The 14,855-nt window shown below is 38.0% G+C and carries 14 protein-coding genes; 8 read left to right on the top strand and 6 right to left on the bottom strand.

What is annotated here, in order from left to right; all coding sequences use genetic code 11:
* Positions 1–4: 4 nt before the first annotated feature.
* On the top strand, positions 5–1,327 hold the full coding sequence (locus WG904_RS03730; RefSeq protein ID WP_339577944.1) for a M20/M25/M40 family metallo-hydrolase: 1,323 nt from the start codon (positions 5–7) through the stop codon (positions 1,325–1,327).
* A 547-nt stretch (positions 1,328–1,874) separates the two neighbouring features.
* Here WG904_RS03730 and WG904_RS03725 read toward each other — a convergent pair.
* From WG904_RS03725 to WG904_RS03715, 3 genes are read right to left on the bottom strand one after another with little or no spacing between them, the layout of a single operon-like run.
* Positions 1,875–2,663 (bottom strand): ABC transporter permease, encoded by a 789-nt coding sequence (locus WG904_RS03725; RefSeq protein WP_339577943.1) that lies wholly within the window; start codon positions 2,661–2,663, stop codon positions 1,875–1,877.
* A 4-nt stretch (positions 2,664–2,667) separates the two neighbouring features.
* The gene (locus WG904_RS03720) at positions 2,668–3,573 is read right to left on the bottom strand and encodes an ABC transporter ATP-binding protein (protein WP_339577942.1); all 906 of its coding nucleotides are present in this window, start codon (positions 3,571–3,573) and stop codon (positions 2,668–2,670) included.
* A 1-nt stretch (position 3,574) separates the two neighbouring features.
* Entirely contained in the window at positions 3,575–3,751 is a 177-nt protein-coding gene (locus WG904_RS03715) for a hypothetical protein (RefSeq protein ID WP_339577941.1), read from the bottom strand.
* A 253-nt stretch (positions 3,752–4,004) separates the two neighbouring features.
* On the opposite strand from WG904_RS03715, the gene WG904_RS03710 reads away from it, so the two are divergent.
* Both WG904_RS03710 and WG904_RS03705 read left to right on the top strand, forming a co-directional pair.
* The gene (locus WG904_RS03710; RefSeq protein WP_339577940.1) at positions 4,005–5,042 is read left to right on the top strand and encodes a sensor histidine kinase; all 1,038 of its coding nucleotides are present in this window, start codon (positions 4,005–4,007) and stop codon (positions 5,040–5,042) included.
* Entirely contained in the window at positions 5,039–5,785 is a 747-nt protein-coding gene (locus tag WG904_RS03705) for a LytR/AlgR family response regulator transcription factor (protein WP_339577939.1), read from the top strand. Before WG904_RS03710 ends, WG904_RS03705 begins: the two co-directional genes overlap by 4 nt.
* Positions 5,786–5,809: 24 nt before the next feature.
* Here the strand turns inward: WG904_RS03705 and WG904_RS03700 are convergent, their stop codons facing one another.
* The 3 genes from WG904_RS03700 to WG904_RS03690 are packed head-to-tail and all read right to left on the bottom strand — an operon-like array spanning position 5,810 to position 7,981.
* Positions 5,810–6,685: a TraB/GumN family protein gene (locus WG904_RS03700; RefSeq protein ID WP_339577938.1), complete on the bottom strand. Its 876-nt coding sequence runs from the start codon at positions 6,683–6,685 to the stop codon at positions 5,810–5,812.
* Positions 6,682–7,425, bottom strand: coding sequence for a lysophospholipid acyltransferase family protein (locus WG904_RS03695; RefSeq protein WP_339577937.1), 744 nt, complete (start codon positions 7,423–7,425; stop codon positions 6,682–6,684). Before WG904_RS03695 ends, WG904_RS03700 begins: the two co-directional genes overlap by 4 nt.
* Before the next feature lies 1 nt (position 7,426).
* Positions 7,427–7,981 carry an NUDIX domain-containing protein gene (locus tag WG904_RS03690; protein WP_339577936.1) on the bottom strand — a complete coding sequence of 185 codons (555 nt, stop codon included), beginning with the start codon at positions 7,979–7,981 and terminating at the stop codon, positions 7,427–7,429.
* 302 nt (positions 7,982–8,283) lie between these two features.
* Between WG904_RS03690 and WG904_RS03685 the strand changes: the two genes are divergently transcribed.
* From WG904_RS03685 to WG904_RS03665, 5 genes are all read left to right on the top strand, one after another.
* Entirely contained in the window at positions 8,284–8,586 is a 303-nt protein-coding gene (locus WG904_RS03685) for a hypothetical protein (RefSeq protein ID WP_339577935.1), read from the top strand.
* Positions 8,587–8,726: 140 nt separating this feature from the next.
* Positions 8,727–12,032 (top strand): preprotein translocase subunit SecA, encoded by a 3,306-nt coding sequence (gene secA, locus WG904_RS03680; protein WP_339577934.1) that lies wholly within the window; start codon positions 8,727–8,729, stop codon positions 12,030–12,032.
* Positions 12,033–12,152: 120 nt separating this feature from the next.
* A complete protein-coding gene (locus WG904_RS03675; protein WP_339577933.1) occupies positions 12,153–12,551 on the top strand; it encodes an SPOR domain-containing protein in 399 nt (132 codons plus the stop codon).
* Between the two features lie 52 nt (positions 12,552–12,603).
* Positions 12,604–13,785 carry a M20 metallopeptidase family protein gene (locus tag WG904_RS03670; RefSeq protein WP_339577932.1) on the top strand — a complete coding sequence of 394 codons (1,182 nt, stop codon included), beginning with the start codon at positions 12,604–12,606 and terminating at the stop codon, positions 13,783–13,785.
* A 79-nt stretch (positions 13,786–13,864) separates the two neighbouring features.
* Positions 13,865–14,812, top strand: a complete 948-nt coding sequence (locus WG904_RS03665; RefSeq protein WP_339577931.1) for a hypothetical protein — start codon at positions 13,865–13,867, stop codon at positions 14,810–14,812.
* The last annotated feature ends 43 nt before the right edge of the window (positions 14,813–14,855 follow it).

The raw sequence follows: 14,855 nt of genomic DNA, 5'->3' as shown, positions 1-14,855 counted from the left end.
CTTTATGATTAAACGAAAATTCACCACCGTTTTATTTTTTTCGTCACTTTTTTTGGGATTTAACCTATTTGCACAGAAAACCGAGGTCAAAGATTCCAATATCAGCACTATGCTGAGCGAAGTTTCGGCAACGAATTTGGAAGCTGTGATCAGAAAACTCGTTTCTTTTCAAACGCGTCATACGTTAAGCGATACACTTAGCAAAACCACAGGCATTGGAGCGGCAAGAACTTGGATAAAATCTGAGTTTGAAAAGTACGGCGCCAGCAGTGGCGGAAGATTGCAAGTAAGCTACGACACCTTTATGCAACCTGCTGATGGGCGACGAATAACGGCCCCCGTTATACTTAAAAATGTAATTGCAATTTTACCTGGAACAGATCCTTCCGATAAAAGAATGCTAATGCTTTCGGGCCATTACGATTCCCGAGTTACGAATGTGATGAACATTAAGGATTTTGCACCTGGGGCTAATGATGATGCATCAGGCGTAGCCGCAGTAATGGAAATGTGTCGGATAATGAGTAAGCAAAAGTTTAGCGCCACTCTTGTTTTTGTAGCCATGGTGGGCGAAGAACAAGGTTTATATGGTGCTACTAATTTGGCCAAACGTGCAAAAGAAGAAGGATGGAATGTTCATTTGTTGATGAATAACGATATTGTAGGTAATTCGTACGGAATGGAAACGGATCTGAAAGATAATAAGAGCGTACGTGTGTTTAGTGAAGGGGGGGCAACAGGTGCAGAAAACGATGGCCAGGCTCGTCAGGCTGCACGTTACATTAAGGAGGTAGCAGAACGCTATGTAGATCAGCTCGATGTTAAATTAATTTACCGAAGAGATCGCTATTTAAGAGGGGGCGATCATACTCCATTTTCTTCTGCAGGCTTTACGGCAGTGCGCATTACCGAAATGAATGAAGATTTTAACCGTCAGCACCAAGATGTACGAACTGAAAATGGCTTTAAGTTCGGGGATTTGCCCGAGTATGTAGATTATACCTATTTGCAAAAAGTAACTAGAATGAATTTGTCAGTCATGGCCAACTTAGCATGGTCTTGTCAAGAGCCCGAAAATGTGGTGGTGCAAACTTCTGGACTCACCAATAAAACGGCTTTAAAATGGGAGGCACCAAAAGGAAAAACACCGGCAGGCTATTATGTGCTTATGCGTGAAACCAGTAGCGCCGTGTGGGAGCGTAAATTTTTTGTGAAAGAAACGTCGGCAACGTTAGGTTATTCAAAAGATAATTACTTTTTTGGCGTTCAATCAGTTGATGAAGCGGGGCATGAAAGTTTGGTGATTATCCCGAAACCGGGGAGATAAATTTTTTTACCACAGAGTGCACAGAGGGGCTTTCACAGAGGGTACTGGCAAGGTCTTAGTGGCAAAACCAATTCGTAGTTGTCTGTGTAATATCTCCGTTTCTCCTATGTTTACAAAGTTATAATAGCTTATGGTAGCTGGCGAAGGTTAACTACTTACCCGTTATTTTCCGGATAAACTCCGACTAACAATTTTGTATTTCCCACATTTGTTTGCGGCCAATTAGTATAAAGCAATCTCTTTTCTCCAATATGGAACAAAAACCAATCGTAATTTATCAAACCCCAAGGTATAAAAAGGATAGCCGATAATGCGCTTGTTGCATTAACGTTAATGATTGCAGAAAGTAAATCAGACGAGAAAGAAATAATGGTTAAAGTTGTGGTTAGCTTAATTAATTCAAATAACTGATGGTTTATATGATAGAAATTCAAATAACAACAATAGAATTTTGTTAATTAAGGATAATAAGCCTTAACTCTCTTAACGTTTTACTCGCTCAATTCGCAACCGAACTTTCCATTTTTGGTGTTTAATAAGTTCAAGTTTATTTTATCGTCTTTTTAGCGACCAAGAAGTAACCAATTACAAAAACTACTACTCCGTAAATTAAGCTATTGTAAATCCCTTGATCAAATATTATCATTTTACTGATGTCACCTTTGGTGGCCATAATTTTCGTAACCGTTAAATTTGGATAGGCATATGGTAAATAATCTACATATTTCCAGTTTACACTAGCCGTGATAATCCCCATGATGGTCATTAAAAATCCTATTCCGAAGGGTTTTAAGAAATCATTCCACATTAAATTCATTAAAAACTGGATAGAAATAATGCCGATAGATGATAAAAATAGTTTTCCAAAAACTTTAATGATAATGGTGTTTGGGTTGTAATCGCCAAATTCTAATTGCGGTTTTATTAATTGAATCACATGTCCAGATCCAATAATGAACACCGCAAAGAGACACATGGTTAAAAACGTTAGGAATACAATGTATATATATTTACTGGTATAAATCGAAAGCTTAGGGAGAGGTAAAGAGAACAAACTTTTCCAGGTATCTCCTTTGTATTCCATATTGGTAATGGCATAGGTGTTATAGATCACCAAAATTGGTAATAGCAAAACCCCCATTACCCCTAAAATTGCAGAAATGTACCTGAACCATAATACCATAGCCGGGTCGTTCGCTAATTTAGTGGCTTGATTGATGAAGCCCCAACTCATAAGTACACAAATTACTAAAGGCAATAATATGGCACTCCAAAAGGCAAGTGTTTTTCTCGATTTATAAAATTCTGAAGTTAAAGAAACAAATAATGAGCGCATGATATTATTTTTTTGAAGTAATGTCTAAGAATAAATTTTCGAGGTCTTTTCTTTCGGTTCCAATAGCGTAAACTTTTACGCCATTTGCAACCAATATGGAGTTAAGATTAGCGATATCATCTTTGCTATTAAAAGCTAGCGTAATAGTATTTCCTTTTTGGTGAAGGATTTCGGTAGTTTCTGTTAATAGCGCTGTTGCTTTTTCAACATCGTCTATTTCTAACTTGATGGTAGGTTTAGATAAGTTATGCAAATCGTCTATCGTACCTTGAAACAAAAGCTCACCTTTATTGATGATGCCCACATGCGTAGCCGTACGTTCAATTTCGGCCAACAAATGGCTCGATACTAAAATGGTTTTATTGTGCTTAGTAGCTAATTCGATCATCAAATTTCTTATTTCGATAATGCCGTTTGGATCTAAGCCATTAGTGGGCTCGTCTAACAATAACAATTCTGGATCGGATACCAAAGCAAGCGCAATACCTAAACGTTGCTTCATGCCTAAAGAATATTTGCCCGCTTTTTTATCGGCTGCATCGGTTAATCCAACCAAATTCAGCATTTCGGCAGCTTTACTTTTTTTGATGCCCAAAAGTAAACAGCGATTAACCAAATTTTCTTTTCCCGTTAGGTGACCATAAATAGCAGGCTGTTCTACTAAGGCACCCATCCGTTTTAAACTGGCAATGCGATTGGTGTTAATGTCGTTTCCAAAAATGAAAACCTGGTCGCTAGGCGACTTTAACAGATTTAGCAAAATTTTTATGGTGGTTGTTTTCCCAGCGCCATTTGGCCCTAGAAACCCATAAATACTTCCAGTTGGCACTTGTAGCGATAAATTTTTAACTACGGTTTGTGTCCCGAAGTTATAGGTTAATCCTACGGTTTCTATAGCTAGTGTACTCATTTTATTTTAAGATTGCTGTGGTAGCTTTAACTAAATTGTTTGATGGGGTAGTTTTTACTACAACTACTTCTTCAGTTTGGCTAGCACTGATGGTTGAAGTGGCAAATGCCAATACGAACATCATAAATACTGGAACTAATAAAAGGATAAATGGCGAAACGTTTGATAACTTTTTCATGTCTTTTTTATTTTGCGGTTCTGGGTTGTTTTGTTTTGTTGAACAAATAGAATAATTAATTAAAACATGCTAAAATGTTTTAGACCAAGTGCATTTTATTATAGATAAACGGGTAAAATGACTAGTTTTATAACTCGTTGCCATTTTTAGCCATTTGGTAGAAAAAAAATGCCCGTTCGTCGAAAGTTAAGCTTAGGAACAGGAAGAATACTTACTTTGGAGTGAAATAGAGGCATTAATTAATTTTTTTAAAATGATAAAGAGCAAAGGTGCACTAATCGTAAATCTTTTATTTTGGCTGCTTGTTGGTGCTTTGATAAGCTTAAGGTTTATAAAAGGAACAGAACCATTGAATTGGTTCGAGATCTGGGTAGAATATGGCTATTATGGAATTATTAATGTTTCCTTATTTTTTATTAATGCACTGATTTTAATTCCAGACATTATTAAGAAGCGTCAAAAATCTTGGCTGTATCTTTTTTTAATCATGGGGTTAATAGTGGTTACGGTGGTGATTAAGCTAGGAATAGGGGTGATGTATCCAGAAATTATTTTGAGTCATTTTAGTCCCAAAGAAGGGAAAATGGTTCCAGGAAGTTATACTAGTTACCTAGTAGAGGCCTTTTTTACTTCTGGCTTTTTTGTGGTGATGAGTTCGCTACTGAAATTTGCTACCGATTGGTTTTCTAACGAGCGCATCCAACGTAATTTAGAAAGTCAGAAAAAGGATATGGAGTTACAGTTTCTGAAATCACAGTTAAATCCACATTTTTTATTTAACTCCTTAAATAATATCTATTCACTTGCCTATCAAAAATCGGAGAAAACGGCCGATGCCATTTTAAAACTTTCGGAGATTATGCGCTACATGATTTATGAGAGTAACGATAGCTGGGTAGCTTTGAGCAAGGAAGTGGAATATGTGCAGAGTTATATAGAACTGCAAAAATTGAGGTTTAAGGATGGTGCGGCGGTAGAGCTGACCTTAAACGGCGAAATCGACAACCAGCATGTGGTGCCGTTGATTTTAATTTCTTTTGTAGAAAATGCATTTAAACATGGTGTGGCAAACGATCCTGAAGATCCGATTCGGATTAATATTATTGCCAACCAGAAAATTTTGCACTTCAGCATCACCAATAAAAAAAGTAAAACCAATAAAGATGCTATGGGTGGTGTTGGCTTAAACAACGTAGAGCGAAGATTACAATTGTTATACCCCGACCGATATAAATTAAATATTGTAAATTCGGCTACCCATTACACAAGTGAATTGATGTTAGATATATGATATTAAAATGTATTGCTGTAGATGACGAGCCCCTAGCGCTCGATATTATTGAAGATTATATTTCGAAAGTTCCATTTTTGGAATTGGTTAAACGGACCGAAAATGCCATAGAAGCTTTGCAATTGGTGCAGGCTGGAGGCATTGATCTTGTGTTTTTAGATATCCAAATGCCCGATTTAACAGGAATTCAGTTTCTGAAAATTGCAAGTGGGAAGTCTAATTATATCTTAACAACTGCTTATTCCCAGTATGCTTTAGAAAGCTATGATTTGAATGTATCCGATTACCTGCTTAAACCGATTGCTTTTGATCGCTTTTATAAGGCAGTAGAAAAGGTGCGTAACCAGATGCAGAAAGAGGAGGTAGTTGCGCCAGTTGTGGTAGAGCCTACACCAAGTGCGGTATCTTCTGCCGCTGCACCCGCTCAAGATTTTATTTTCGTAAAAACGGAACATAAAATTCAGAAAATCCAGCTCGATGATATTTTGTATATCGAAGGGTTAAAAGACTACATTTCTATTTTCACGAAGAGTGAAAGGGTAATTACCTTGCAGAACATGAAAAAAATGGAAGAAACCTTGCCCAAAGGAGAGTTTATCCGTGTGCACAAATCGTATATCATCTCTTTAGATAAGGTGGAGAGTATAGAGCGGAGCCGTATTTCGATTACTGGTAAAATTATACCAATAGGTGATACGTATAGAGATGAATTTTTTAAATTAATTGAAGGGAAGAATATTTAATTAGCTAATTCACAAATTATCACATTAATTTGTAGCCAAGGGCTTTACCGTAAATCCCTTCTTTTGCAGGGCTTTAATCAACCCATCCTGGCCTACCAAGTGACCAGCGCCAACGGCAATAAACAAACTTCCGTTTTGCATAAGGTCTGGAAGTTGTGCCATCCATTTCAAATTTCGAGTTTTTAATAGCGATTCAGATTCTGCTGGCGTGTAATCTTCTATTTTTTTAAACGTTTTTTCTAAGCTCATTAAGTCTTGCGCAATATAATCGTCGTATAATTTTTGGCTTTCTTTTTTGTTCTTTTTTTCGTTGCCGATACTCTTTAACAAAAGCTCTTTTTGCCTTTGTAAGCTACTCCCAAATAGCACTGTTGCTTGATCTTCGGCAGTTTCTAATCCGACTACAATTTTGTGATTTGCTTTTCCATAATCTTGTATGTACTGGTCGAGTGCTGGATTAGCTGGCGTAATGGTGCTTTTAGGCGCTGTAAACTGTAAGATAGTCATTTGAACAGTAACAGGTTTCATGATATTGAATGTTTGGAGCTCGTAACCAGAAACTTTTTTCAGATAATCGGACACATTTTGATATTCCTTTGGACTTAATAATTTATCTAAAGAATTATCTGTCATAATCATAAAGGGAACCAATCGTTTCGTAAGCGTACTATCGATAATTAATTCTCCCACTATGATATCGGCCTGATTTAGCTTTGCATTTAATACTTTCATGGTGTCGATAAAATCTTTACCAGCATAATGATAGGTGCCAAACAGATAAGACGGTTTTTGTAAGCCGTTGCCCGAGATCTCCCATAGCAACGAATTTTCATTCTTTTTTTGCTGGGCTTTGCTGTTGAGTGCAAGGCTTAAGAAGCCAATTAAAAGGTACTTTATCATGTTTGGACTTGATTTAATTTCGCTTTTATGGCATTTTCAGCTTCGAGAGTAATTTCTTCAGGGTTCTTGTTGGTCTTGTCTATTGGTTTTAAAACTGTCCACCGAATAGCATTGCCTATTCCAAGTGGAAGCTGCCCATAACGTACAATTTTCCACGAATTTTCAATGGCCACTGGCACCACTAGGGCATTAGGGACAACTTTTAATAAGGTGGCAATTCCTCCAACATGAAACGATTTTACCATCCCATCTTTTGCACGTGTGCCTTCGGCAAAAATTACGGCACCCCAATTGTTTTCTTTCATTCTTCTCCCTAGCTTTATGAGCTCAGCAACCGATTGTTTGCTGTCTTTTCGGTCGATATTTGCCCCACCTCCATATTTTAAATTAAAAGAGATAGAAGGAATGCCCTTTGTGAGTTCGATTTTAGAGATAAATTTAGGGTGGTATTTCCGTAAATTCCAAATCAATCCCGGGATATCGTACATGCTTTGATGGTTGGCCACAAAGATAATGGGGTGGTTGATGGGCAGGTTCTGGTTATTGAAAAACGTTACGGAGTTTAAAAGAATGCCATTGCAATAGGTTAAAAAGAAATTCAAAATATCTACCGAGACTTTATGCGCTTTGTAGCCGAATAATCGATAGCAAATCCATTGTATTGGATGAAAAATACAAAGGAATAAAAAGAAAAAAAAATGAAATAATATGCCAAAAATATAGCCGAAAATCTTCTCCATGTTAAACTTTTCCTTGATCTATTAATAGTTTTGTTTTTAAAATGCCCGCAACGCTCATGCTGTCGGTAATTTCGCCATTTATCACCATTTGATAAGCCTCCTCAAAAGGCACTTTACGTACCATTAGCTCTTCTGTTTCTTCTGGCGAGGATTGCCCCATTTGCAAGTCTTGTGCGATATAAATAATCGCATATTCATCACTCACTGAGTTAGAGAGATGCATACGTTGAATTTCGGTAAAGGTAGATGCTTGTATTCCGGTCTCTTCTTTTAATTCCCTTTTGGCGCTTATGATGGGATCGGCGTCTAAAGCTCCTCCACCCTCTGGAATTTCCCAACTGTAGGCCTTTAGAGGAAAACGATATTGCCCAACCAACCAGGTGTTGTGGTGAATATCGAGTACAACAATGCCAAGAGCTAAATTTTTAAAATGAACTTCGCCATAAATTCCCTTTCCGCCTGCTGGATTAATAACCTGATGTTCAGTTAATTTAATCCACGCATTATCATAAATTTGGTTACTTTCTAAAACCTTCCAAGGGTTGTGTGCGCTCATGGTGCAAGATAAGGAATTATTTTTTTTAACCACAAAGATCGCGAAGCGCGCAAAGATGGTTTGAAGGAGCACAGCGGTTCTGTGTTCAAATGTAAAACGTAATAGGTAAGATGGAAAATGGTTTGTACGCTAAAAAGCTAAGTAAAAAACAACCTATACCTTTGCGTTCTTTGCGACCTCTGCGGTTGGTTATTCGTCAAGCCATCGTCAACGTTAAATCACGGCATCGTTACTCCATGCAAAAAAGGAACCTAGAATTATATTTCAAAATGTAAAAGATTAAAAGTAGCTTTGCCGCTAGAATGAACCACTTTGTTGCCATATCATTAGTATTTTTTAGCTTAACTCAGCTTGCGAAAGCCGATAGAGCTGAAGGGCTTAGGCTTTTAACTGAAGGCTATTGCAACCAACAACAGGTTTCTGTTCAGAAATATACTCAGAATGCTAATCCCTTAAACGATGAGCTGAGTACCTATTTTTTATCGTCAAGCGAACTTGCCTTAATCGGTGCGCTTTCTGAAGCACAAACTACAAAATACAGCTTGCAAGATCAAAATGTGAGCGATTTAATCGTAGTTGGCAAACCCAATAATAATAGCCCTTAACCTAAAGCCTGCGCCATTTTTTAGCGTAATCTATGCTTTAATGCCCCCCATTCGACTGCCAAGTTGACTTAAAATGTTAATGGCTTGGTTGTTGTGAATTGATCATTTTTGAATTTTTAACTACTAATTACAAAATACCCATGTTAGGATTTTTAACCAAGATATTTGGAAGTAAATCGGAACGCGACATTAAAGTGTTGCAACCATTGGTTCTCCAAATTAATGAAGAATATGCAAAATTATCGTCGATCAGTAACGACGAACTCCGCCATAAAACGATAGAATTTAAAGAAACCATTGCTACGGCATTGGCCGATACAGATGCTAAAATTGCCGATACAAAGCAAAAAGCAGAAAACGCAAGTTTATCATTAGCAGAAAAAACTGCTTTATACGATGAGGTTGATGCCTTGGCAAAAGAACGTGATGTTGAGCTTGAAAAGGTACTGCAGCAAATTTTACCTCAAGCATTTGCGGTAATCAAAGAAACATCGCGCAGATTGAGCGAAAACGAGACACTCGAAGTTACGGCAAGTGCCTACGATAGAGATTATGCGGCTCGCAAAAGCAATGTTAAAATTGTGGGCGATAAAGCGTACTGGGCTAATAAATGGGAAGCTGCTGGAACAGAGGTTTCGTGGAACATGGTGCATTACGATGTACAGTTAATCGGAGGTATGGTTTTACATGGTGGTAAAATCGCCGAGATGGCTACTGGAGAGGGTAAAACCTTAGTGAGTACCCTTCCGGCGTATCTAAATGCACTTGGCGGGCAAGGCGTACACATTGTAACGGTAAACGATTACTTGGCACGACGCGATTCGGAATGGAATGGCCCGCTATTCGAATTCCATGGGTTAAGGGTTGATTGTATCGATAAGCATATGCCCAATTCTCAAGAGCGTAGAAATGCGTATTTGGCAGATATTACCTATGGAACCAATAATGAATTTGGCTTCGATTACTTGCGCGACAATATGTCGCAAACCCCTAACGAGTTAGTGCAGCGTAAACTTCATTTTGCAATGGTTGATGAGGTCGATTCGGTATTGATTGATGATGCCCGTACGCCATTGATTATTTCAGGACCTGTTCCTTTTGGCGATCAACACGAATTTCATGAGTTAAAGCCTCGTATCGAGCGCTTGGTAAATGCACAACGAACCTATGTTACGCAAGCGTTAAATGAAGCTAAAAAGTTAATTAACGAGGGTAAAACAGGAACTGAAGAAGGCGAAGGTGGCTTAGCACTTTTACGTGCACACCGTGGTTTACCTAAAAATAAAGCCTTAATTAAGTTTTTAAGTGAGAGTGGCGTTAGACAAACCTTGCTTAAAACAGAAAATCATTATATGGCCGATCAATCTAAGAATATGCCGAAGGTAGATTCTGAATTGTTCTTTTATATTGATGAGAAAAATAATCAGGTAGAATTAACAGAAAAAGGGATTGAATTAATTACCCAACAGGGTGAAGATGCCAGTTTCTTTGTATTGCCAGATGTGGGTACTGAAATTGCAGAGATTGAAAAATCATCATTAAGTGGTGAAGAAAAAGTTGCTAAAAAGGATAGCTTAATGCGCGATTATTCTGTTAAAGCAGAACGGATCCACTCGGTAAACCAGTTGTTAAAAGCCTATACCTTGTTCGAAATTGATGTTGAATACATTATTGATGAGGGTAAAATTAAGATTGTTGACGAGCAAACGGGTCGTATTATGGATGGCCGTCGGTATTCTGATGGCTTACACCAGGCAATTGAGGCAAAGGAAAATGTAAAGGTTGAAGATGCTTCACAAACCTACGCAACGGTTACTTTGCAGAATTTCTTTAGAATGTATCACAAACTTTGTGGTATGACGGGTACTGCAACTACAGAGGCGGGCGAGTTCTGGTCGATTTACAAATTGGATGTAGTAGAAATACCAACCAACAGAGTAATGGCGAGAAAAGATGAGCAAGATTATGTATATCGCACCATTCGCGAAAAATACAATGCCGTTGCTGAAGAAATTGGAAAACTAACCCAGGCGGGTAGGCCAGTATTGGTGGGAACTACATCGGTAGAGATTTCGGAATTGTTGAGTCGCATGCTTAAACTACGTGGCATTAAACACAACGTTTTAAATGCAAAAATGCACCAGAAGGAGGCGGATATTGTTGCTGAGGCGGGTAAAGCAGGAACGGTTACCATTGCCACAAACATGGCTGGTCGTGGTACGGATATTAAATTAGGTGAGGGTGTTAAAGAGGCTGGGGGCTTGGCGATTATTGGTACCGAACGTCACGAATCTCGTCGTGTAGATAGACAGTTACGCGGTCGCGCAGGACGACAAGGTGATCCAGGTACTTCACAGTTTTTTGTTTCGTTGGAAGATAATTTGATGCGATTATTTGGATCGGAGCGTATTTCTAACATCATGGTAAAGATGGGAATTGAGGATGGTGAAGTTATCCAACATTCGATGATTACGAACTCCATCGAACGGGCACAGAAAAAAGTGGAAGAGAACAACTTTGGCGTACGTAAACGTTTGTTAGAGTATGATGATGTGATGAATTCGCAGCGTACGGTTATTTATGCTAAACGCAGGAATGCATTGTTTGGCGATCGTTTGGATGTAGACATGAACAATATGGTGTTCGATGTTGTAGAAGATATAGTAACTGAGTATAAAGAGTTATCGAATTACGAAGGATTTAAACTTGAAGTTATTCGAAATTTCTCATCAGATACAAGCATTACTGAAGCGGAGTTTAACTCAAAAAACATCCATAGTTTAACAGATCAGTTATTTGAAGAGGTTACTGATTTTTATGCGCGCAAATCTGAAGGCATCATGAACCAATCGATGCATGTATTGAAACAAGTTTTCGAAGAGCGTGGAGAGCAGATTGAGCAAGTTATTGTTCCATTTACAGATGGAATTCGTCAGATTAATGTGCCAGTTGATTTGAGAAAAGCCATTGCAAATAATGGTCGTGAGGTAACTAAAGCCTTTGAAAAAACGATTATTTTAGCGTTAATTGATGATAGCTGGAAAGAGCATTTACGTGAAATGGATGAGTTGAAGCAATCGGTTCAAAATGCGGTTTATGAGCAAAAAGACCCATTAATTATTTATAAAATGGAGGCATTCAATCTATTTAAAAGTATGTTGAATGTGATAAACAAGGAAGTTGTAGGCTTTTTGTATAAAGGTGGGATTCCTGTTCATCAAGAACCAGATGAGGTGAGAGAGGCAAGAGCACCTAAGCGTGAGCAAACCAAGTTGCGTACTTCCAAGGCAGAATACGGCGATACAAGCAATGCTGCGGTGATGGAAGATACGAGAGAATTTGTTCCACAACAACCTATCAGAAAAGAGGTAACCGTTGGAAGAAATGAACCCTGCCCGTGTGGCAGTGGCAAAAAGTTTAAAAACTGCCACGGAGCGAATGGGTAATGATATAGAGGCAACACACCGTGTTGCCTCTATCTTTTTATTTGTATTCCCCATCAATTATGTCGATTTTTGCCTGTAATGAGAAAGCTATCCTTCTTTATTTTGATTCTTTGCCTATCTATGGCAAGCTTTGCACAAACAAAAGGCACGGTAACCATCATAAAAGATCCATTAATTGACAGTTTAATTGCAAAGCGGATTGAGTTAAATACCAAGAAGCCAACGAGTACAAATCCTACTAGTACGGTACTTGTTTCCCAAATGGGTTATCGAGTTCAAATCTTTTATGGCTTAGATCGTCGCGAAACCTTTAGTGAACAAGCGAGATTTAAAGCACTTTACCCTCGATTAAACACTTATATTACCTACAAAGAGCCCAATTATTATTTAAAAGTAGGCGATTTTAGAACACGTTTAGAAGCGCAAAACCTACTTAACGAATTAAGACCAAATTTCCCTACATTATTTATCTTTAGAGAAAAAATTAATGCCCCCATCTTAGATTCGGGCAATAATTAATGCAATTGGTTATCGAACTGGCCAACTAACCAAAACCAACCATCCAAAAACAATGAAGCAAAAAATACAAGAATTATCTGCTAAAATTTACAATGATGTAGTTGGCTATCGTCAGCACATCCATGCTAATCCTGAGTTGTCTTTCAAAGAATTTCAAACTTCATTATTCATCAAGGAAAAGTTAACGGCCTGGGGTATCGAATTTAAAGAAATGGCAAATACAGGTGTGGTGGCCCTCATTAAAGGCAAATTGCCTTCTGATCAAATCATAGCCCTGCGCGCTGATATGGATGCTTTACCTATTCATGAAGCAAATGATAAACCATATAGATCGAAAAATGAAGGCGTTATGCATGCCTGTGGCCACGATGTGCATAGTTCATCACTGTTAGGAACCGCTTTTATTTTAAACGAATTGAAAGCAGAATTCGGCGGAACGATTAAACTTGTTTTTCAACCGGCAGAAGAACTTCTGCCCGGGGGTGCCAGTATTATGATTAAGGAAGGCGTATTAGAGAACCCAAAACCGCATGCCATGTTGGGACAACACGTAATGCCGTTAATCGAAACTGGAAAAGTAGGTTTTAGATCGGGTATTTATATGGCCTCTACCGACGAATTGTATGTAACCGTGCATGGCAAAGGCGGTCATGGTGCCCAACCTCATCAAAATATTGATCCCGTTTTAATTACAGCACATATTATTGTTGCTTTACAGCAGATTGTGAGTAGAAATGCCGACCCACGCCTACCTTCGGTACTTTCGTTCGGAAAAGTAAATGCAAATGGCGCAACCAACATTATTCCCAACGAGGTTAAATTGGAGGGGACTTTTAGAACGTTGAACGAAGAATGGCGTAATGAAGCACATCGTTTAATGAAGAAAATGGCTGAGGGTATTGCCGAAAGCATGGGGGGCTCGTGCGATTTTAACATTATGCGCGGCTATCCATTCTTAATTAACGAAGAAAAGTTAACGGCAAACGCAATTTCTTTTGCTCAAGATTACCTGGGCAAAGAGAATGTAATCGATTTAGATATTTGGATGGCTGCAGAAGATTTTGCGTATTATTCGCAAGTTACTGATGCTTGTTTTTACAGACTGGGAACCGGGAATACTGCTAAAGGAACTACTTATTCGGTACATACCCCTAATTTTGATATTGATGAGGATGCGCTAAAAACCTCTACTGGTTTAATGGCTTATTTGGCCTTGAAACAACTAGGGAACTAACCTCGCAGGTTTATTAGCAAGGTGCATATTAAACCTGCGAGGTTGAAATAAAAAGGCATTATTATTGTTATACACTCATATGAAGAAAATTTTCTTACTTCTAGCTTTCGCTATGTATTTCTTTACCGTCAAAAGTCAGGAAATACCTCGATTTAATCCAGATACGATTAAAACCATTCGATTAGATTCTGCGGTGAGCATTAAAGGTAAAAAGTTTGGAATAGAAACTTTTATACAAGCCATTATTAACGATACTAGCTTTTATCAAGCATTCAGGAACATGAAGCGTTATACCTTTATCGCTGAAAACCGGATTTTTACCTACGATAAAAATAATAGGGTTGATGGAAAGGTGTATCGTAAAATAAAGCATAATAACGATGGACCATATAAGATGGAATACTTGGTAAAAGAAGATAATGGGAAAGTCTATAAAAAGAACGGAAAATATCAATTGTACACCGTAGAGATGTTCGATTATATTTTCATGAATGCCTACAATACTGATTTTGTTCCAAATGCTCCGCAAAGTAATGGTAAAGGCGGTGGTGCAAATGAAAGCTATAAGGATAAATTAAAAACCTTAATTTTTAATCCTGGGCGACCAATAAAAGGCCTCCCATTTATCGGCAATAAAACGCAAATTTTTACTTCAAATATGCGCCAGTATTACGATTATTCGTTTTATAGTGCAACCTATTTAGATTCAATTCCTGTATATCGTTTTAAAGTTGCTGTAAAGCCAGATTTAAGCAATTGGACAAAGGATGGTTTGATGATTAAAGAATTGGTCACCATTTTTGATAAGAGGAACTTCGAAATCCTAGGTCGTTATGTAGATATGAAATATAGCAATATGCTATTCGATTTTGATGTGCAAATGAACATCGAAATGAGTTATTTTGGCGAAGATAAATTGCCTACAAAGATAACCTATCAAGGCAATTGGGATTATCCGTTTAAGAAAGAAGAGCGCGCCAGTTTTTTAGTTGTCCACAAAGATTATAGGCTCGGAAAAGGCAAGTAGTTTGTGATTTTTAGTATCTTAGATACTCAATTCTAAAATAGTA

It is taken from the genome of Pedobacter anseongensis (assembly GCF_037482965.1).
Taxonomy (GTDB): domain Bacteria; phylum Bacteroidota; class Bacteroidia; order Sphingobacteriales; family Sphingobacteriaceae; genus Pedobacter; species Pedobacter anseongensis.
This window is presented reverse-complemented; position numbering and strand designations above follow the sequence as displayed.